The organism is Campylobacter sp. GB48 (assembly GCF_049221845.1).
In the GTDB taxonomy this organism is placed as follows: domain Bacteria; phylum Campylobacterota; class Campylobacteria; order Campylobacterales; family Campylobacteraceae; genus Campylobacter_D; species Campylobacter_D lari_C.
Genome location: NZ_JBMJAR010000017.1, coordinates 1 through 20591, shown reverse-complemented (window position 1 = coordinate 20591; position 20591 = coordinate 1). Strand labels below are relative to the sequence as shown.

Genomic DNA, 20591 nt, shown 5'->3' with positions numbered 1-20591 from the left:
ATGTCATTTATTTTAAGCTAATTTTATAGTTTTGATTTGATATAATTTTGCAAAAATTTTATTATAAGGAGTTTTTTTGGACCCCAGTCAATCTTTAGACTTAAATCAAACATTACCTGCTGTTACCTCAATTGATGTAGGCTATTCTACTTTTATGATTCTTGTTGCATTAGCTTTAGTGCTTTTAAATGGATTTTTTGTTTTATCTGAATTTGCCATTGTCAAAGTTCGCAGATCAAAACTTGAAGAAATGGTAAAAGAAAAAAAACGTAATGCTAAAAAAGCCTTAGAAGTTACCTCTAAACTTGACACTTATCTAAGTGCATGTCAGCTTGGTATCACATTAAGCTCTCTTGCTCTTGGTTGGATAGGCGAACCCGCTATTGCTAAAATTCTTGAAGTGCCTTTGGCAAATTTAGGCTTAGCTCCAGCATTAATTCATACCATAGCATTTGTTATTGCTTTTGCTATTATTACATTATTACATGTTGTATTAGGTGAATTAGTTCCAAAAAGCGTTGCCATAGCTATTGCAGATAAAGCTGTTTTATGGATTGCAAGACCTTTGCATTTGTTTTGGCTACTTTTCTTACCTTTTATCAAAACATTTGACTTTTTAGCTGCAATTTCTTTAAAAGCTATAGGCATTAAACCCGCTAAAGAACATGAATTAAGCCACTCTGAAGAAGAAATTAAATTTATTGCAAGTGAAAGTCAAAAAGGTGGAATACTGGATGAGTTTGAAACTGAAATCATACGCAATGCTGTTGATTTTTCAGATACAGTAGCAAAAGAAATCATGACACCTAGAAAAGATATGATATGTCTTAACAAACAAAGAAGCTATGAAGAAAATATGCAAATAGTTTGTCAGTACAAACATACACGCTTTCCGTATATAGATGGATCTAAAGATATCATTTTGGGTATGGTGCACATTAGAGACATCATGCAAAATGAACTTAGTAAAGATAAGAAAAATTTAGATGATTTTCTAATCAAAATGATCTTAGTTCCAGAAAATATCAGCATATCCAAAGTACTTTTCATGATGAATAAAGAACAAGTACACACAGCATTAGTAGTAGATGAATATGGTGGGACAGCCGGTCTTTTAACCATGGAAGATATTATGGAGGAAATCGTTGGAGATATTAACGATGAACATGATGATTCTAGTCCACATTTTAAAAAACTTGCAGAAAATATCTATGAATTTCAAGGAAGATATGAAATTAGTGAAGTGGAAGAAATGCTTAATATATGCTTTAATGAAGAGCTAGAACAAGTCACTATAGGTGGATATGTTTTCAATCTCTTGGGACGCTTACCGGTGGTTGGAGATAGAATAGAAGATGAATTCTGCTACTATGAAGTCAAAAAGATGGATGGCAATAGTATAGAACGTATTAAAGTTGTACGCAAAAATACTGATGAAGAAGAGTGATAAACTCTTCTTTTTGCTCTCATACAACCCTCGCAATCTTATTGATTCTAACCACAAGGAAAATATATATAATTACAAGATAAAATTAATCAGTTTATACAAGAATGCAAAAGCATTATGGTATCTTCTTTAAATTTAAATAATCAAAAATAGTATACTCATATACGCCCATTATAAAAATTAAAAATAACTTTTATATTTACACTTTGAAGGAGTAAAATACAATAATAAAAACATAGAAATTACGTTTATAGAAGATGAAAAAGATTGCATGTCAATCTTTGCAAGAAAAAGACTTAAATTTAGAACGAATGTATAGAAATAACAAGAGATAATCAACTCTTTGAGCAAGTATTAAATGCTTATGAAAATAAAAACAATAAAGAAGTGATTCAAGTCATTAAGAATACACAACATTTTCATTTATTTCAACTTATACTGAAAAATGGAAGATATGTTAAAGGTTTTGAAAAAGCATATGAAATTAATGAATGAGTAATTAATTTAATTAATTTAAAAGGACATAAATAATTCAAGATGAGCAATAAGCTCATCTTGATAGATTAACCGTTTCTTTTTTTGATAATTTCTTCAGAAACATTTTTTGGAACTTCATCATAGTGATCAAATTCCATAGAGTAAGTAGCACGACCTTGAGTTTGACTTCTAAGATCAGTTGAATAACCAAACATTTCAGCTAAAGGACAAAATGCTGTAATAATTTTATTACCACCTCTTTCATCCATTGAATTTACTTGACCACGGCGTTTATTTAAATCACCAATAACATCACCCATGTATTCTTCTGGAGTTTCAACTTCAACTTTCATCATAGGTTCTAAGATTACCGCACCTGCTTTTCTAGCACCTTCTTTAAAGCCCATAGAAGCTGCAAGTTTAAATGCCATTTCAGAAGAATCCACTTCGTGATAGCTTCCATCATAAACAGTTACTTTAACATCTTCAACAGGATATCCTGCTAAAACACCATTTTGCAATGCTTCTTGAACACCTTTATCAACTGCTGGAATATATTCTTTTGGAATTACCCCACCTTTGATATCATTTACAAACTCATAACCACTACCTGGCTCAAGTGGCTCAAGTCTTAAGAATACATGACCATACTGACCACGACCACCTGATTGTTTAGCGTATTTATACTCTTGCTCAACTGTTTTTCTAATAGTTTCACGGTAAGCAACTTGAGGTTGACCAACTTCTGCTTCAACTTTAAACTCACGAAGCATTCTATCAACGATAATTTCTAAGTGAAGTTCACCCATACCTGAGATGATAGTTTGACCGCTTTCTTCATCTGTAGAAACTCTAAAGCTTGGATCTTCTTGAGCTAATTTATTTAAAGCAATAGACATTTTTTCTTGATCTGCTTTTGTTTTAGGCTCAACAGCAACTGAAATAACAGGATCTGGAAAGTCCATTCTCTCTAGAATAACTTTATCTTTTTCACTTGCTAAAGTATCACCAGTTAGAGTGTCTTTAAGACCAACAACCGCTCCGATTTCTCCTGCGTATAAAGTTTTAATCTCTTCTCTTTTATTAGAGTGCATTTTCAAAAGACGGCCAATTCTTTCTTTTTTATCTTTTGTTGAGTTGTATGCATAAGAACCGCTTTCTAAACTTCCTCTATATACACGAACGAAAGTTAATTGCCCAACAAAAGGGTCAGTCATAATTTTAAATGCAAGACCTGCAAATTCACCATCATCAGTTGATTTTACAGAAACTTCTGTACCATCTTCATATTCACCTTTGATATTAGCAACTTCATCAGGAGCTGGTAAATAAGCAACAACAGCATCAAGCAATGGTTGAACACCTTTATTTTTAAAAGCTGTACCACAAAGCATAGGAACCATAGAAAGGCTTAAACACCCTGCTTTAATACCTGCTTTGATTTCTTCTTGAGTAAGTTCTTCACCGCCTAGATATTTTTCCATTAATTCATCGCTTGTTTCAGAAACCGCTTCTATCATTTTTGTACGATATTCTTCAGCTTTTTCTTTAAGCTCAGCTGGAATTTCTTTTTCTACATAATCAGTTGGCTTATTTTCATCTTCCCATACTAAAGCTTTCATAGTGATAAGATCAATCACACCTTTGAAATTATCTTCAGCACCAATTGGAATTTGAAGTGGAACTGGGTTACCTTTTAAGCGATTTTTAATTTGCTCTTCTACATTAAAGAAATTTGCACCGATTCTATCCATTTTATTTACAAAAACAATTCTTGGAACGCCATATTTATTAGCTTGTCTCCAAACAGTTTCTGATTGTGGTTGAACTCCACCTACTGAACAAAATACCGCAACAGCACCATCTAAAACACGCATTGACCTTTCAACTTCGATTGTAAAGTCAACGTGGCCTGGAGTGTCTATAAGGTTAATTTGGTGATTTTTCCAAAAACAAGTTGTAGCAGCAGAAGTAATTGTAATACCTCTTTCTTTTTCTTGCTCCATCCAGTCCATTGTAGCTGCACCATCATGAACCTCACCAATTTTATGACTCATACCTGTAAAGAAAAGAATTCTCTCACTAGTAGTTGTTTTACCAGCATCAATGTGAGCTGCGATACCTATATTTCTAACTCTTTTTAAAGGAGTACTTCTTGACATGCTTTACTCCTCTTACCAGCGATAATGAGCAAATGCTTTGTTAGCTTCTGCCATTTTGTAAGTATCTTCTTTCTTCTTGAATGAAGCACCTTTACTATTAGCTGCATCTAATAATTCAGCTGCTAATTTTTCAATCATAGTTCTTTCACTTCTTTTTCTAGCAAAAGAAATAATCCATCTTATAGCTAAAGCTTGTTGTCTAGCTGGGCGTACCTCTACTGGAACTTGATAAGTAGCACCACCAACACGACGAGATTTAACTTCTAATAAAGGCTTGATATTTTCAATAGCATCATTAAAAATTTCTATGCCTTTTTTTTCTCCGCCTTTTTTATCGATAGCTTCTAAAGCACCATACATAATAGTCGTAGCCGTGCTTTTTTTACCATCATACATTAAAGAATTAATGAATTTTGTGATTACTTTGTTTCCATAAATCGGATCTGGCAAGACTTCTCTTACCGGAGCTTTTCTTCTTCTCATAATTTTCCTTCAAATTTATAATTTTACTCAAACAAAATCAAATCTAACGGATTTGTCTGCAATCTTATTACTTAGCTGCTGCTTTAGGGCGTTTTGCACCATATTTAGAACGAGAAACAGTTCTTTTTGCAACACCTGCAGTATCTAAGGCACCACGAACAATGTGATACTTAACACCTGGTAAGTCTTTTACCCTACCACCACGCACTAAAACAATGCTGTGTTCTTGTAGGTTGTGACCTTCACCACCGATATAACTAATAACTTCAAAGCCACTTGTAAGTCTTACTTTGGCAACTTTTCTTAACGCTGAGTTTGGTTTTTTAGGAGTTGTTGTATAAACCCTAGTACAAACTCCCCTTCTTTGTGGGCAATTTTTAAGCGCTGGTGATTTAGATTTTTCTAAAACTTTTTTGCGCTCTTTTCTAACCAATTGATTTATGGTTGGCACAGTAATTCCTTTCATTAATAAAATAATAAACTTTGGATAATATCTAAATTTTACTTATAAAATTATAAACTATTAAGGTTTTCTTGGAGTTTTTCTAAAAACAAATAAATGTGATAAGCATCATTGCTAGCATGATTAACATTAATACTAAAAGGAATGAGAAATTTTTTATTTTCTTTTATAATCTTTCCACTTGTTATAATAGGAAAGAAATATTGCTCTTTTTTGGCAAGCATAAAGAAAAACTCTTAAAAGTTATCCAAGGAATAGTAAAAATATTAAAAAAATTATCTATAGGTTCTTTTAAAAACATACTTTTATTGCTTTTTGATAATTGTTTATCCTCTTCATATAAAGATAAAAAATCATTTAAATTTTCTTTATAGAAAGTCCAAAGAACAGAAAAAGTTTTAGAGTCCTTATGAAAAATAGTATAAGAAGGATGGATAACATCATAACATATCAGCTGTTTGTTTTGATCTAAACTAAATTTAAAATTATCAAAAGCATTTATACTTTTACTAATAGTGTGGATAAAACAAGAATAGAATTCATAATTATTGTTTTTAATAAAATAATAAAAAGAACTAATATCTAATTTAACAGTAATTTCAAACGAGCAAGGGATATTTTGAGTATAAAAGTTAAAATGTTCTTTTCTTTTATATTGTTCTAAATCAATTATTTTAAACATAAAATACTTTAAAAATCCTAGCAAAATTGCTAGGATTGAAAATTAATTTTGTTGCTTAAGCTTTAAATTTTGATCTCCATAAAGACCTGTACCAACAGGAATCATACGACCTAAGATTACATTTTCTTTTAGATCTTCAAGATAATCAAATTTACCTGCAATACTTGCTTCTGTTAAAACTTTTGTTGTTTCTTGGAATGAAGCAGCTGAAATCACACTATCACTTCCAATAGCTGCTCTTGTAACCCCAAGCAATACAGGCTCAGCTACAGCGGGTTCGCCACCGTATTTTAAAATTCTTTCATTTTCTTCTCTGAATTTTCTTCTTGAAACCAAATCACCAACAATAAAGTTTGTATGGCCACTATCAACAATTTTTACTTGTCTTAGCATTTGTGATACGATGATTTCAATATGCTTATCAGAAATCACAACGCCTTGACCACGATAAACTTGCTGAATTTCAGAGATAAGATAATAATGCAATGCTTTTTCACCTAAAATTCTAAGCACATCATGACTTGAAATAACTCCATCGGTTAATTTTTCACCCGCATGGATAAATTCACCATCTCTTACTTGAATGCGTTTTGATTTATCTATCAAATACTCTGCACTACTTCCATCTTCTGCTTGGATAATGATTCTTTCTTTTGATCTTAAAGGTTTATCAAATCTAACAACCCCATCAATCTCAGCCACAACAGCGGTATTTTTTGGCTTTCTTGCTTCAAACAATTCAGATACCCTTGGAAGACCTCCGGTAATATCTTTTGACTTAGCCGCTGCCTTTGGAGTTTTAGCTAGGATATCAGCTTGTTTAACCTTATCACCATCATTTACATAAATAACAGTTTTTGGCTCTAGTTGATAACGCACTACCTTATCATTTTCACCTATAATTAACAATGCAGGACGCACTCCACTTGGTAAATACTCATTAATAACAAGCGATCTTTTACCCGTTGCTTCATCAATTTGCTCATCAGCACTATAACCTGATTCAATATCCTCAAAGTTAATTGCACCTGCAACTTCTGCAATTACAGTATTGTTATATGCATCCCATTCAGCAATGATAGTTTTATCTTCTTTGCTTGATTTTGCTATGATGGCTTTAGGATTATCCACAAAAGCGCTATCGTCAAATTCAATCACAGATTCTCTTGGTATATAATGTCTTTTTGCTTCTCTATCATTTTCATCAGCAATAACAACAAATACACCTTTTTCTTTAACTATATCGCCTTTTTTTAGATTTCTAATTCTATCTAAACCGTCCCCTTTAAGCATATAAAACTTCAAAGTACCTTTTGCGCCAGCTATAATATTTTGAGTGATAGGATCACCATCTTTTACTAGCAATTCACTCGCATAAGGGATACGGTTTGGTATATTCCAACCCTCTTTGATTACTTCTACAATACTTTCATTTTCAGCTACTTCAGCACCATCGCTATATGGAATATATAATTTACCTTCAATATTACCACTTACACCCGCAAGTTCATTAGCTTTTGCTAAGTCATATTTTCTTAATATAAATTTAGCTTCATTGTTTTTTGCTTTAACGCTAACCACCACATCTTCATACGCATGTTCAATATGGATAGTTCCTTTAAATGGAGCTTTGATTTTTGGCTCAACAAGTAAAATAGCAGCATTGCGATGATTAGCCACTATAGTTTTACCTTGTCTATCTTCATAGGTATTAAGATTATAAAATCTTACAAAACCTTCTTTGTGTGCTACTACTTGGCGATCTTGTAAATCTGTACTAGCAGTACCACCACTGTGGAAAGTTCTTAGTGTAAGCTGCGTTCCTGGCTCACCGATTGATTGAGCAGATATAATACCTACAGCCTCACCTGGTTTAACTAATTTTCCTTCACCCAGATTAATACCATAGCATTTAGAACAAACTCCTTTTTTAGCTTTACAAGTAATAGGAGTTCTAATGCTTACACTCTTTACTCCACTTTCAACAATAATTCTAGCTTTTTCCTCATCTACTAAAGTACCTTCTGAGAATAAAATCTCATTAGTAATAGAATCAATAATATTTTCAGCTAAAACTCTTCCTAAAATTCTTTCTTCTAAGGTTTCGATTACAACACCATCTGCGGTAATTTCATTAATCTCAACACCCTCATGTGCGCCACAATCTTCCATTGTAACTTTTACATTTTGAGCTACATCGATAAGTTTTCTTGTCAAATAACCTGCATTTGCTGTTTTTAAGGCTGTATCTGCAAGACCTTTTCTAGCACCGTGAGTTGAAATGAAATATTCAAGAACGTTTAATCCTTCACGGAAGTTTGAAATAATCGGTGTTTCAATAATAGAGCCATCAGGTTTAGCCATAAGACCCCTCATCGCAGCAAGCTGTGAAATTTGAGCTGCTGAACCCCTAGCACCAGAATCTGCCATCATATAAATAGAGTTAAACCCTTCCTTGTCTTTTTTAATTAATTCCATCATATCTTTTGATAAGACATTATTAGTGCTTTTCCAAATATCAATAATCTTATTATATCTTTCGCCTGAAGTAATCAAACCTAAATTATATGAATTTTGGATTTCTCTTACTTGTTTTTTAGCTTCTTCTATACTTTTTTGCTTTTGATCAGGCACAATAATATCAGCAATTGAAATAGAAATACCCGCTTTTGTTGCATATTCAAAACCAAGATCTTTTAATTTATCTAAAAAGCTAGCACTTACTTCAAGGCCACCTTCTTTATAAACATAATCAACCAAAGCTGCAATATCTTTTTTCTTCATGACTTTATTCCACATATTTTCAGGAACAAAATCAGGTAAGATAGACTTAATAATTAATCTTCCCGCAGTCGTAGTGATTTTTCTACCATCAACCACACTTCTAATACTTGCATGAATATCTAAAGATTTTGCTTCTAGGGCAATCATAACCTCTTCAATACCTGTGCAAATTTTATGCTCACCCTTAGCACCATCTTTTTCTAAAGATAGATAATAAATCCCCAAAACCATATCTTGAGAAGGCACAGTCACAGAACGGCCACTTGCTGGAAGCAAGATATTCATAGATGAGAGCATTAATACTTTACACTCAGCTATTGCTTCTTGCGATAAAGGCACATGCACAGCCATTTGGTCCCCATCAAAGTCAGCATTAAACGCCGCACATACTAATGGATGAAGTTGAATTGCTTTACCCTCTACAAGAACCGGATGGAAAGCTTGAATAGAAAGCTTATGTAAAGTTGGAGCACGGTTAAGCATTACAGGATGACCTTTAACAACCTCTTCTAAACACTCCCAAACTTCGTTGGTTTTATTTTCTATCATTTTTTTAGCTTGTTTTACAGTGGTAGCATAACCTTTTTCTTCAAGTTTAGCTAATAAGTGTGGCTTAAATAATTCTAAAGCCATTTTTTTAGGTAAACCACATTGATCCATTCTAAGTTTTGGTCCAACAACAATAACACTACGACCTGAAAAATCCACCCTTTTACCAAGTAGATTTTGTCTAAAACGACCCTGTTTTCCTTTGATGATTTCACTTAAAGATTTTAATGGACGTTTATTTGCACCTTTAACCGCATTTGCTCTTCTACCATTATCAAATAAAGCATCAACTGCTTCTTGTAGCATTCTTTTTTCATTTCTAATGATAATTTCAGGCGCATCAAGTTCCATAAGTCTTTTTAAACGTGTATTTCTATTAATAACTCTTCTGTATAAATCATTCACATCAGAAACTGCAAATTTTCCACCATCTAAAGCTACTAAAGGTCTTAAATCAGGTGGTAATACAGGTAAATTTGTAATCATCATCCACTCAGGACGATTAGGTACCACTTCATCAATATTTGTATTGCTATTTAAATTACTATTTAAGAAATTTTCCACCACTTTTAAACGTTTAATGATAGTTTTTTTCTTTGCTTCTGAATTAGTTGCTGCAATATCTTCTTTTAGTTTATTTAAAAGCTCGACAAGATCTAAATTTGCTAGTAAATCTCTAACAACTTCACCGCCCATTCTAGCTTTAAATCCACTACTTTCATAGCGCTGCATTAAATTTAAATACTGCTCTTCATTTAATACATCACAAAATTCAACTTTTTTAGTATTTTCGTTATCATAGTAAGCATCACCTGGATTTTCTACTATATATGCTTCATAATACAATACGCGTTCTAAGTCTTTCATCTTTACACCAAGCAAAGTACCGATACGACTTGGCAAAGAATTTACATACCAAATATGAGCCACCGGAGTAACTAATTCAATATGCCCCATTCTTGAACGACGTACTTTAGAACTAGTAACTTCAACACCACATTTTTCACACTTAATGCCCTTAAAACGCATTTTTTTATACTTACCACAAAGACACTCATAATCTCTTACTGGTCCAAAAATTTTAGCACAAAAAAGCCCGTCTCTTTCAGGCTTTAAGGTTCTATAATTAATCGTTTCTGGTTTTTTTACTTCCCCATAAGACCATGATTTGATTTTTTCAGGACTTGCAAGTCTTAATTGAAAAGCTTCAAAGTCTCTAGGTCTGCCATCTTCTTTTATTTCGATAGGTTTAAATTTACTCATTATTCTCATCCTTATCAAAAATCTCAACATCTAAAGCAAGAGATTTTAATTCATTTGTAAGTACAAAGAATGTTTCTGGAATACCTGTTGCTGGAACATTCTCACCTTTTGTTAAAGCTTTATAAGCACTAAATCTACCTTCAACATCATCAGATTTTATGGTTAACATTTCCCTTAAAGTATGAGCTGCTCCATAAGCTTCAAGAGCCCAAACCTCCATCTCACCAAATCTTTGTCCACCAAATAAAGCCTTACCACCAACTGGTTGTTGTGTTACAAGACTATAAGGTCCAGTACTTCTTGCGTGAACTTTTTCATCTACTAAGTGGTGTAATTTAAGCATATACATACATCCAACATGTACACGCTCTGCCATTTTTTCACCAGTTCTTCCATCATAAAGTTCGCATTTTCCATCCATAGCTATTTTAGCCATTTCAAAAAGCTTACCAAATTCTTCAACCGTTACACCCTCAAATACAGGAGTAGCAAATTTTACTCCTTTAGCCCAATCTCTAGCATAAGAAATAAGTTGCTCATCATTTAAAGTTTGCACAAATTTCTTTTCTAGTTCAAGTCTAGACACACTACAAATTTCAAGAATTTTTTCGCGTAATTCTTTTACAAAATCTTTTTGTTTTCTATCAAAAATTTCTTGAATTTGATCACCTAGTCTCATACCAACAATCCCTAAGTGACTTTCAAGAATTTGTCCTATATTCATACGGCTTGGAACCCCTAGAGGATTTAAAGCTATATCAATAGGTCTTCCATCAGGTAAATATGGCATATCAACTTCTGGAACGATATTAGATACAATACCTTTATTTCCATGGCGTCCTGCCATTTTATCCCCAACTTTTAATTTTCTCTTAGTCGCGATGTACACTTTAACAAGTTTTACTACCCCACTTGGTAAAATATCATCTTTTTCTAAAATTTCTAATTTTTCATCATGCTCTGTTTTAAGTTTTTTCTTCTCATTTTGGAAGTGATTTTTTAAATCATCGTATTCTTTTTGCACTTCTTTAGAATAAGCTTTAACTAAAGAATTTAATGCAAAACGATTGATTTTTTCTAATTCTGTAATTTCTACTTTAGAGCCTTTTTTATATTTAATACCATTTATTTCTTCATCTGAATTTAAAGGCGACTTAGAAAGCAAAGAACATACTCTTAAAGTTTCTTCTCTATCCATCATTAAAAGTCTATCGTGATGTTCTTTTTCAAGGTTTAATTTTTCATCATCATAAGCTTTTATAGCACGTGCATCTTTTTCATAACCTTTTTTAGTAAAGATTTTCACATCTACAACAACACCTTCTAATGAAGCAGTTGCATATAAAGATTTATTTACAACATGTCCTGCTTTTTCACCAAAAATAGCTCTTAATAATCTTTCTTCAGGTGTAGGTTTTACCTCTCCCTTAGGTGAAACCTTACCCACCAAAATCATACCAGGTTTAATATGGGTTCCTATTTTAGCAATACCACTTTCATCAAGATGTGCTAAATCCTCTTCTTTTACATTTGGAATATCTTTTGTAATTTCTTCTACACCATCTTTAAGTTCTCTAGCCTCTACTTCTTTTTCATAAATATGAACACTAGTAAAAGTATCTTCACGCAAAATTTTCTCACTAATTACAATAGCATCTTCATAGTTATACCCATGCCATGGCATAAATGCGATTAAAGCATTTTTACCAATAGCAAGTTCGCCTTGATCCATACTTGGACCATCAGCAATGATTTGACCTGCTTGAACAAATTCACCTTTTTTTACAATTGGATGTTGAATAAAAGTTGTATTTTGGTTAGTTCTTAGATTTTTTTCCATTTTGTAATGATCAATAAATGGTCCATTTTCATCTTCACCCAAAATGAAAATATTTTTATTATCAACCTTTTCTACAATCCCTGCTCTTTTAGCTTTAATAGCTTCCCAAGCATCACGCGCAATGATTTTTTCCATACCAGTACCTACTATAGGTGCTTGCGCAGTTAGTAAAGGCACTGCTTGACGTTGCATGTTTGAACCCATCAAAGCTCTGTTTGCATCATCATGCTCTAAGAATGGAATCAAAGATGCTGCAACCCCTACTATCATACCTGAACAAAGGTCAATCAAATGCACTTCTTCTCTTCTTGCTAAGATTGTTTCACCATCTTGTCTTGCTTCAACAAATTCTTCAACAATATTACCTTTTTCATCAATTTTAGTTGAAGCTGCTGCTATCACTAAACCTTCTTCTTGCGTAGCGGTTAAATAAACGATCTCGTTGCTTACTTTACCATTTTCTACCTTCTTATAAGGTGCTTCAACAAAACCCAAATCATTTACTTTAGCATAAGTTGAAAGTGTATTAATCAAACCGATATTTTGACCTTCTGGGGTTTCAACAGGACAAATTCTTCCATAATGTGTTGCATGGACATCACGCACCTCAAATCCTGCTCTTTCTTTTACTAAACCACCCTCACCAAGTGCAGATAAACGACGTTTGTGAGTTACTTCACTCAATGGGTTTGTTTGATCCATAAATTGAGATAATTGACCACCGGTAAAAAATTCCATAATTGTTACAGTAATTGTTTTAGGATTGATTAAATCATAAGGCATTACTTTATCAATATCTGCATTTAAAGCCGTAAATTTATCTCTAATAGATTTTTGCATTTTAGCAAGACCTACATGAAGTTCATTCGCTAAAAGCTCACCGATTGATCTAATACGACGATTACCCAAGTGATCTCTATCATCGATATGACCTCTACCGTTTTTTACTTTAATTAAATATTTTGCAGTTTTTACTATGTCTTCATTAGTTAAAACTGTAACATATTCAGGCGTATCTAAACCTAATTTATGGTTCATTTTCATACGACCAACTTTTGTTAGGTCATATCTTTCAGGATTAAAAAATAAATCATTTACAAAAGCTTTTGCAGCATCTTTTACTACAGGCTCACCTGGTCTCATCACTTTATAAATTCTAATAGCTGCTAAATCATTTTCATCTTCTATATTTTCTGTTTGTTTTAATAGCTTTAAAGTTTCATTATCTTGAATAAAAGAATTAATGATAGCAGCATCTACTCCATTAGCTAAATCGTTTGCAATATCAAACTGTTTTTCATCTTTAATTTTTGCTAGTTTTCCTTCATCTAATAGTGTTAAAGAATCATATAAAACTTCACCGGTTTCTTTATTAATGATAGGATTAGCTAAATATCTATTTGCTAAAATTTCAACTGGATATTCAACCCATTTAACACCGTCTTTTACAAGCTGTTCTGCCTTTTTCTTTGTCATTCTTTTACCAGCTTGATGAATTACATTACCTTTTTCATCTTTTAAGTCATATTCAACTCTATCTAAAAAGTCATTCGGATTAAATTCAGTTAAGAATTTATCTTTTTTTACATGAATAGTTTGTATAGGGTAGAATAATTTTATAATATCTTGTTTTTTATAACCAAGTGCTCTAAATAAAATTGTAATAGGCACTTTTCTTCTTTTATTGATACGTACATAAAGTACATCTTTAGCATCATATTCAAAATAAAGCCAAGAACCACGATCTGGTATAATTTGAGCTGTATATACTAATTTATTTGCAACAGTAGAACTTTCTTCTTCTTTGAAGATAACACCTGGACTTCTATGAAGTTGATTAACTACAACCCTTTCTACTCCATTGATAATAAAAGAAATTCTATCTGTCATTAAAGGAATTTCTCTAATATAAATTTCTTGTTCTTTAATATCTTTTATACCAATTTTTTCACCCGTTTTTTCATCTTTTTCATGTAAAGTTAAACGGATTTTCATTTTTAAATTTACAGAATAAGTCAAACCTCTTTCCATACACTCTCTAATGGTATATTTAGGCTTACCTACTTCACTACTTACATATTCTAAACTTAATCTATTTTGCGGATCATGGATTGGAAAGATAGATTTAAATACTTTTTCAATTCCGCTTTCTGAATTTTTTGCATCTAAATTTAAAAAATAATCAAAACTCTTTTTTTGTAATTGTAATAAATTTGGAATGTCTATTTGTTGTGGAACATTCGAGAAGTCTATTCTTAAACGATTTCCTGATTGTGAATTTAACATATTATTATACCCCATGGTAAAAGTATTGAAAGAAAGAATCCTTAATTAAAGGAAAACAAGAAAGGATATACAATCCTTTCTTTTAAAAAACAAAAAATTATTTAAGCTCAACCTTAGCGCCAGCTTCTTCAAGTTGTTTTTTAGCTTCTTCAGCTTCAGCTTTGCTAACACCTTCTTTAAGAACTGATGGAGTTTGCTCAACTGCGTCTTTTGCTTCTTTTAATCCAAGACCAGTTAAAGCACGAACAACTTTAATTACATTGATTTTTTTATCACCACCATCTTGTAATACGATATCAAATTCAGTTTTTTCTTCAGCAACACCGCCAGCAGCACTTGCAACAGCAGCACCTGCAACCATAACTGGAGCAGCAGAAACACCAAATTTTTCTTCAAATTCTTTTACTAATTCTGAAAGCTCAAGAACACTTAGGTTAGAAATAAATTCTAATACATCTTCTTTAGTAATTGCCATTTTTTATCCTTTTTATAATTTTATTCAGCTTCTTTTTTTTCTTTTAATGCATTTAATCCAATTGTGAAATTGGTGATTGGTGCATTCCAAACTTGCAAAAGCATAGCAAGTAATTCATTGCGAGAAGGCATTTTAGCTAAAGCTTTAACTTTATCCACAGAAGCAACTTCGCCTTCGATAAATGCAGTTTTGATCTCAAATGCTTGATTAGCTTCGCTAAATTTATCAGCAACTTTTGAAACATTTAATTGGTCTTCACCCCAAAGATAAATATTAGTATCTTTAAGTTCCATTCCATCTTTGCCGGCATTTTTAAGAGCAATACTTGCTAAAGTATTTTTAATAATTTGAACTTTAACATCCATTTCTCTCGCATTATTTCTTAACTCTTCAAGTTTTTTAGTGTTTAAACCCTTATAGTTACAAACTACAACAGCTTCACTAGCCTTAAAACCTTCTTCAAGTTTAGAAACAAGTTCAACTTTTTGGTTTTTAGTCATCTTTACTCCTTTCCGACCGGTGATTTCAAGCAGAGCAGAAAATCTAATTAAGTCCTAGGACCTCGGCTATCTCCAATCTAAGATAAAAATTAGATAAAATAAAAGTTATTATCTTATCTAATTTTTATTAATGAGAGTAAAACTCTCATTAATTTTATTTTGTATCAAGTAATTCTTGAGTATCGAGAGAAAGAGAAGGGCTCATAGTTAAAGAAAGACTAGCATTTTTAATATATCTTCCTTTTGCAGCAGCTGGTTTGTGTTTATTAATAGCTTTTACAAATGCTGTCATATTTTCTTTTAATTGCTCTTGAGTAAAGCTAACTTTACCTAAACCTGCATGGATATTTCCTTGTTTATCAACACGGAAGTTAACTTGACCATTTTTAGCATTATTCACAGCTTGTGCAACATCCATTGTCACAGTACCTGTTTTAGGATTTGGCATCAAACCTTTAGGTCCTAAAATACGACCTACTTTACCAACTAAACCCATCAAATTTGGAGTAGCAATTAAAACATCAAAATTCATATTTCCTTTTTGAATTTCTTCTACTAAATCATCACTACCAACTATATCAGCACCTGCATTTTTTGCCTCATCAGCTTTTGCATCTTTTGCTATAACAGCAACACGCACTTTTTTACCTGTACCACAAGGTAAAACTACACTGCCTCTTACCATTTGATCTGCATGTCTTGGATCAACATTTAATTTTAAAGCAATTTCAACTGTTTCATCAAATTTAGCAGAAGCAAGAGTTTTAACTGTACTTATTGCTTCATCTATTAAGTAATTTTTATTTGAATCAATTTTTTTTAATAATTCTGTAAATCTTTTAGTATTTTTAGACATTAATTTTTCTCCGCATTTTATATAAAGTGCTACCGCCTTTTTAAACTCTCTTGGCGGTAAAGAGTATTAATCTACGATTTCAACACCCATAGAACGAGCAGAACCCATAATAATCTTAGCAGCTTGCTCTCTATCTTTTGTGTTCATATCAGCTATTTTTTTATCAACAATTTCTAAAACTTGTGCTTTAGTTAATTTACCTACTTTGTTTTTTAAAGGATTGTCCGCACCTTTAGAAATACCTGCAGCTTTTTTGATTAAATCTGTAGCTGGTGGTTGTTTTGTGATAAATGTAAAGCTTTTATCTGCATAAACAGTAATAACAACTGGAATATTAAAACCAGCCATATCTTTTGTTCTTTCATTAAATGCTTTACAAAATTCCATAATATTAACACCTTGTTGACCCAAAGCAGGACCAACTGGAGGTGATGGATTAGCCTTAGTAGCAGCTATTTGTAATTTTATTTCTCCTACGACTTTTTTAGCCATAACCTTTCTCCTTTACTTGCTATATTATCAAACTATTTTTTCAACTTGAGAGTATAAGATCTCTACTGGAGTTGATCTACCAAATATTGAAACATTTAGCTTTAAAACTCCTCTAACCATATCATATTCCTCTACAATACCAACAAAGTTTGCAAAAGGACCTTCGGTTATTCTTACACTTTCTTCTTTATCAAATGAAATTTTAGGTTTAGGTGCTGCTTTATTTTTCACCTTTTCTAAAATAAGATTGATATCTTTTTCACTTAACGGGGTTGGTTTTTTACTTTCCCCTATAAAACGACCAACTTTTGGCAAAGATTGAATTTTATGCCAAAGTTCTGTTGATAAGTCAATATTGGCAAATACATAGCCTGAATATAAACTTCTTTCGCTTATTTTTTCTTTACCATTTTTAAATTCGATCACATCTTCAGTTGGAACAATCACTTCTAGTAATTGCTCTTGAATTCCATGATCTCTAACTAAATTTTCTATGGCTCTTTTCACAGCCATTTCACTACCTGCATAAGTTTGAATTGCATACCATTTATGATTCATTCTTTTATCCTATAATCTTAGATAATGAAAATGACATAATCAAGTCAACCAATGCTAAAAATAATGAAACAACAGTAACAACTACAAAAACTGTAATATAAGCATTCCTAACTTGCTCTTTCAAAGGCCAAATAACTTTTGATAATTCAGCTTTTGACAATTTAAAATAAGTTATTAGTTTTTCCATATTTTACCTTATTTTGTGGCAGGGCAAGAGGGATTCGAACCCCCAACCATCGGATTTGGAATCCGGTGCTCTACCGTTGGAGCTATTGCCCTAAGGGCTTTTATATAAAAAGCCTTAACTTTTTAATTTAACTTCTTTATGAACTGTATGTTTTTTTAATCTTGGGCAATATTTTTTTAATTCTAATTTTTCAGTTGTATTTTTACTATTTTTAAAAGTACTGTAATTAATATCACCGCACTCTTCACATTTCAAGCCAATTTTAATTCTCATTTTTATTCCTTAAAAAGCGAGATAAAATCTCGCTTATGATTATTTAATAATTTTAGATACAACACCTGAACCAACAGTACGGCCACCTTCACGGATAGCAAAACGAGTACCTTCTTCAAGTGCAACTGGCGCAATAAGACTTACAGTAATTCTAACATTCTCACCTGGCATAACCATTTCAACGCCTTCTGCAAGTTGGATAGAACCAGTAACATCTGTTGTTCTTACATAGAACTGTGGTCTATAGTTATTAAAGAATGGAGTGTGACGACCACCTTCATCTTTATTTAAAATATAAACTTCTGCTTCAAAGTCAGTATGCGGAGTAATTGATTTTGGTTTAGCAAGAACCATACCACGAAGAACATCTTCTTTTTTAGTACCACGTAGAAGAACACCTACGTTATCACCTGCTTCACCTTGATCCATTTCTTTTCTAAACATTTCAACACCAGTTACTGTAGTGCTTTGTGTTTCTCTAATACCAACGATTTCAATAGTGTCACCAACTTTAACAACACCTTTTTCAATTCTACCGGTAACAACTGTACCACGACCTGAAATTGAGAATACGTCTTCGATTGGCATTAAGAAATCTTTATCTGTATCACGAGCTGGAGTTGGGATATACTCATCAACTGCTGCCATAAGATCTAGGATTTTTTTAGACCATTCACCATCTTGTCCAGCTTTTGCTTCTTCAAGAGCTTGTAAAGCAGAACCTGAAATAATTGGAGTGTCATCTCCTGGGAAGTCATAAGAACTTAATAGTTCTCTAATTTCCATTTCAACTAATTCTAACAATTCAGCATCATCAACCATATCAGCTTTGTTCATGAAAACAACGATATATGGTACACCTACTTGACGAGAGAGTAAGATGTGCTCTCTAGTTTGTGGCATTGGGCCATCTGCAGCAGAAACAACAAGAATAGCACCGTCCATTTGAGCAGCACCAGTAATCATATTTTTAACATAGTCAGCGTGACCTGGGCAGTCTACGTGAGCATAGTGACGATTTTCTGTTTCATACTCAATGTGAGAAGTTGCAATAGTAATACCACGCTCTTTTTCTTCAGGAGCATTGTCGATATTATCATAATCTTTAAGCTCAGCCAAACCTCTTCTTGAAAGAACAGCAGAGATAGCAGCTGTTAAAGTAGTTTTACCGTGGTCAACGTGACCAATAGTACCAATATTTACGTGAGGCTTATTACGTGAAAATTTTTCTTTAGCCATCTTTTTCCTCCATATAAAATTTACAAACAAATACTAATTTATGTTTTATAATCTTTTGAAATCAATGGAGCTCATAGCGGGACTTGAACCCGCGACCTCTCCCTTACCAAGGGAGTGCTCTACCTCTGAGCCATACGAGCGCTCAGAAAAATTAAAAACATAAATTATAAAATTTTGGAAATTTGAAACTGCTAGAAATTCTGAATTTAAAAACAGCTCCCAGTTTCACTCTACCAAAATTAGGTTGGAGCGGGAAACGGGACTCGAACCCGCGACCCTCAGCTTGGAAGGCTGATGCTCTAGCCAACTGAGCTACTCCCGCAAAGCAATGGTGGTGAGTCGTGGATTCGAACCACGGAAGGCGAAAGCCAGCAGATTTACAGTCTGCCCTCGTTGGCCACTTGAGTAACTCACCATGAATAAAAATGCTTTTTATTTCTGGTCAAACACTGCTATTAACAATGGAGCTGGTTAAGGGACTTGAACCCCCGACCTGCTGCTTACAAGGCAGCTGCTCTACCAACTGAGCTAAACCAGCAAAAAATAAAGTTGAATTATAATGTAATTTTGAATTAATGTCAAGTGTTTTAAATAATTTTGTATAATTTTTTAAAAAATAAAGGATTAAATATGAAAATTTTATTTTCACCTAGTGAAAGCAAAAACAAAACAAACACGCAAACTTGTATAAATGAAAACTCTTTTGTTTTTAGTAATTTATATAGCAAAAGACTAGAAGTGCTTACAAAATATAAAAATCATATAAAACAATGCAGCGAAGGAGAACTTGAAAAGTTTTTTGGTGTAAAAGATAAAAATGAAATGCAGGAATTAACTCAAAATATTATAACAAAAGACACAATTAAAGCTATCCAAAGATACAATGGAGTTGCTTTTGATTATTTAGACTATGAAAATTTAAGCGAGGTTTCAAGAGAATACATAGACGAGAATGTTTTGATTTTTTCTAATCTTTTTGGTCCTATTTTAGCAAAAGATTTAATACCTTATTATAAATTAAAGCAAGGAGAGAAAATCAAAGATTTTAATATAGAAAAATTTTATAAAGATAATTTTTCTGATGAAGTTGATAAATTTTTAGAAAATGAATTGATAATTGATCTTAGAGCTAAATTTTATGAAAAATTTTATACTATTAAAAGGCCTTTTTTAACTCTCACTTTTTTAAAAAAATCCAAAAGTTTAAGTCATTTTGCAAAAGCTTATAGGGGTAAAATGTTAAGAATGTTAGCAAGTAAAAATATACATAGTAAAGAAGCTTTGCTTGAAAACTTACCTAATGAATTAAAAATAAAAGAAATAAAAATACAAGGATTAAAAGAAGAGGTAATTTTAGATATAGTAAGCTAAGCCTTTTGGCTTAGCTTTTATAATTAGAATTTGTATAGAGCTTCAAGTCTGATGTATTGATCATCACTGTCATGAACACCAGCTGTATTAAAGTCTTCAGTTAAGTAAGAATAGAAGCCACTAAATGTAAGTTTTGGGCTGTATTTGTAAGATACTCTTGCGATGTATTCGTTTTTATCTGTATCAGCAATACCTCTACCATAT

Annotated in this window: 16 protein-coding genes, 5 tRNA genes and 1 pseudogene; 2 read left to right on the top strand and 20 right to left on the bottom strand. The window is 32.4% G+C overall.

The genetic code is table 11. The features are described 5' to 3' along the window. Positions 1 to 76: 76 nt before the first annotated feature. Positions 77 to 1447 carry a hemolysin family protein gene (locus tag ACOTVC_RS07725; protein ID WP_257906754.1) on the top strand — a complete coding sequence of 457 codons (1371 nt, stop codon included), beginning with the start codon at positions 77 to 79 and terminating at the stop codon, positions 1445 to 1447. 563 nt (positions 1448 to 2010) lie between these two features. Here the strand turns inward: ACOTVC_RS07725 and fusA are convergent. The 19 genes and pseudogenes from fusA to ACOTVC_RS07630 all read right to left on the bottom strand — a co-directional run bounded on the left by fusA (position 2011) and on the right by ACOTVC_RS07630 (position 19554). Then, complete coding sequence (gene fusA / locus ACOTVC_RS07720; protein WP_039617755.1) at positions 2011 to 4086, bottom strand: elongation factor G; 2076 nt, start codon at positions 4084 to 4086, stop codon at positions 2011 to 2013. A 12-nt stretch (positions 4087 to 4098) separates the two neighbouring features. Beyond that, a complete protein-coding gene (rpsG, locus tag ACOTVC_RS07715; RefSeq protein ID WP_012661188.1) occupies positions 4099 to 4569 on the bottom strand; it encodes a 30S ribosomal protein S7 in 471 nt (156 codons plus the stop codon). 67 nt (positions 4570 to 4636) lie between these two features. Further along, positions 4637 to 5020 (bottom strand): 30S ribosomal protein S12, encoded by a 384-nt coding sequence (gene rpsL / locus ACOTVC_RS07710; protein ID WP_012661187.1) that lies wholly within the window; start codon positions 5018 to 5020, stop codon positions 4637 to 4639. Between the two features lie 62 nt (positions 5021 to 5082). Further along, positions 5083 to 5714 (bottom strand): annotated as a pseudogene (locus tag ACOTVC_RS07705) (CatA-like O-acetyltransferase). Between the two features lie 42 nt (positions 5715 to 5756). Then, positions 5757 to 10310 carry a DNA-directed RNA polymerase subunit beta' gene (rpoC, locus tag ACOTVC_RS07700; RefSeq protein WP_214116276.1) on the bottom strand — a complete coding sequence of 1518 codons (4554 nt, stop codon included), beginning with the start codon at positions 10308 to 10310 and terminating at the stop codon, positions 5757 to 5759. After that, positions 10303 to 14436, bottom strand: coding sequence for a DNA-directed RNA polymerase subunit beta (gene rpoB / locus ACOTVC_RS07695; protein ID WP_039642513.1), 4134 nt, complete (start codon positions 14434 to 14436; stop codon positions 10303 to 10305). Before rpoB ends, rpoC begins: the two co-directional genes overlap by 8 nt. A gap of 97 nt (positions 14437 to 14533) precedes the next feature. Continuing rightward, on the bottom strand, positions 14534 to 14911 hold the full coding sequence (rplL, locus tag ACOTVC_RS07690) for a 50S ribosomal protein L7/L12 (RefSeq protein WP_039640990.1): 378 nt from the start codon (positions 14909 to 14911) through the stop codon (positions 14534 to 14536). A gap of 20 nt (positions 14912 to 14931) precedes the next feature. Next, positions 14932 to 15411, bottom strand: coding sequence for a 50S ribosomal protein L10 (rplJ, locus tag ACOTVC_RS07685; protein ID WP_421628203.1), 480 nt, complete (start codon positions 15409 to 15411; stop codon positions 14932 to 14934). A gap of 154 nt (positions 15412 to 15565) precedes the next feature. Next, positions 15566 to 16267, bottom strand: coding sequence for a 50S ribosomal protein L1 (rplA, locus tag ACOTVC_RS07680; RefSeq protein ID WP_087689835.1), 702 nt, complete (start codon positions 16265 to 16267; stop codon positions 15566 to 15568). A 66-nt stretch (positions 16268 to 16333) separates the two neighbouring features. Then, positions 16334 to 16759, bottom strand: coding sequence for a 50S ribosomal protein L11 (rplK, locus tag ACOTVC_RS07675; protein WP_012661181.1), 426 nt, complete (start codon positions 16757 to 16759; stop codon positions 16334 to 16336). A 27-nt stretch (positions 16760 to 16786) separates the two neighbouring features. Next, a complete protein-coding gene (gene nusG, locus ACOTVC_RS07670; RefSeq protein WP_012661180.1) occupies positions 16787 to 17317 on the bottom strand; it encodes a transcription termination/antitermination protein NusG in 531 nt (176 codons plus the stop codon). A gap of 4 nt (positions 17318 to 17321) precedes the next feature. Next, on the bottom strand, positions 17322 to 17504 hold the full coding sequence (secE, locus tag ACOTVC_RS07665) for a preprotein translocase subunit SecE (RefSeq protein WP_039617745.1): 183 nt from the start codon (positions 17502 to 17504) through the stop codon (positions 17322 to 17324). A gap of 16 nt (positions 17505 to 17520) precedes the next feature. Further along, positions 17521 to 17596 (bottom strand) — tRNA-Trp (locus tag ACOTVC_RS07660). Positions 17597 to 17618: 22 nt separating this feature from the next. Continuing rightward, the gene (gene rpmG / locus ACOTVC_RS07655; RefSeq protein ID WP_087684661.1) at positions 17619 to 17777 is read right to left on the bottom strand and encodes a 50S ribosomal protein L33; all 159 of its coding nucleotides are present in this window, start codon (positions 17775 to 17777) and stop codon (positions 17619 to 17621) included. Positions 17778 to 17816: 39 nt separating this feature from the next. Then, positions 17817 to 19016: an elongation factor Tu gene (gene tuf, locus ACOTVC_RS07650; protein ID WP_039617742.1), complete on the bottom strand. Its 1200-nt coding sequence runs from the start codon at positions 19014 to 19016 to the stop codon at positions 17817 to 17819. Positions 19017 to 19081: 65 nt separating this feature from the next. After that, a tRNA-Thr gene (locus ACOTVC_RS07645) sits at positions 19082 to 19156 on the bottom strand. Between the two features lie 105 nt (positions 19157 to 19261). Continuing rightward, a tRNA-Gly gene (locus ACOTVC_RS07640) sits at positions 19262 to 19338 on the bottom strand. A gap of 7 nt (positions 19339 to 19345) precedes the next feature. Further along, positions 19346 to 19431, bottom strand: a tRNA-Tyr gene (locus ACOTVC_RS07635). Between the two features lie 47 nt (positions 19432 to 19478). Then, a tRNA-Thr gene (locus ACOTVC_RS07630) sits at positions 19479 to 19554 on the bottom strand. Positions 19555 to 19646: 92 nt separating this feature from the next. On the opposite strand from ACOTVC_RS07630, the gene ACOTVC_RS07625 reads away from it, so the two are divergent. Then, positions 19647 to 20387, top strand: coding sequence for a YaaA family protein (locus ACOTVC_RS07625; RefSeq protein WP_421628200.1), 741 nt, complete (start codon positions 19647 to 19649; stop codon positions 20385 to 20387). Between the two features lie 23 nt (positions 20388 to 20410). Here the strand turns inward: ACOTVC_RS07625 and ACOTVC_RS07620 are convergent. After that, positions 20411 to 20591: major outer membrane protein (locus tag ACOTVC_RS07620; protein WP_421628198.1), on the bottom strand; the 181-nt coding region annotated here is incomplete at its 5' end.

What these genes read in the sequence shown, in the direction of transcription:
- rplL (WP_039640990.1), bottom strand. Translation starts at nt 14,911, where the DNA reads ATGGCAATTACTAAAGAAGATGTATTAGAATTTATTTCTAACCTAAGT.
- rpmG (WP_087684661.1), bottom strand. Translation starts at nt 17,777, where the DNA reads ATGAGAATTAAAATTGGCTTGAAATGTGAAGAGTGCGGTGATATTAAT.
- tuf (WP_039617742.1), bottom strand. Translation starts at nt 19,016, where the DNA reads ATGGCTAAAGAAAAATTTTCACGTAATAAGCCTCACGTAAATATTGGT.
- rplJ (WP_421628203.1), bottom strand. Translation starts at nt 15,411, where the DNA reads ATGACTAAAAACCAAAAAGTTGAACTTGTTTCTAAACTTGAAGAAGGT.
- rplA (WP_087689835.1), bottom strand. Translation starts at nt 16,267, where the DNA reads ATGTCTAAAAATACTAAAAGATTTACAGAATTATTAAAAAAAATTGAT.
- rpoC (WP_214116276.1), bottom strand. Translation starts at nt 10,310, where the DNA reads ATGAGTAAATTTAAACCTATCGAAATAAAAGAAGATGGCAGACCTAGA.
- rplK (WP_012661181.1), bottom strand. Translation starts at nt 16,759, where the DNA reads ATGGCTAAAAAAGTCGTAGGAGAAATAAAATTACAAATAGCTGCTACT.
- fusA (WP_039617755.1), bottom strand. Translation starts at nt 4,086, where the DNA reads ATGTCAAGAAGTACTCCTTTAAAAAGAGTTAGAAATATAGGTATCGCA.
- rpsG (WP_012661188.1), bottom strand. Translation starts at nt 4,569, where the DNA reads ATGAGAAGAAGAAAAGCTCCGGTAAGAGAAGTCTTGCCAGATCCGATT.
- nusG (WP_012661180.1), bottom strand. Translation starts at nt 17,317, where the DNA reads ATGAATCATAAATGGTATGCAATTCAAACTTATGCAGGTAGTGAAATG.
- rpoB (WP_039642513.1), bottom strand. Translation starts at nt 14,436, where the DNA reads ATGTTAAATTCACAATCAGGAAATCGTTTAAGAATAGACTTCTCGAAT.
- secE (WP_039617745.1), bottom strand. Translation starts at nt 17,504, where the DNA reads ATGGAAAAACTAATAACTTATTTTAAATTGTCAAAAGCTGAATTATCA.
- ACOTVC_RS07625 (WP_421628200.1), top strand. Translation starts at nt 19,647, where the DNA reads ATGAAAATTTTATTTTCACCTAGTGAAAGCAAAAACAAAACAAACACG.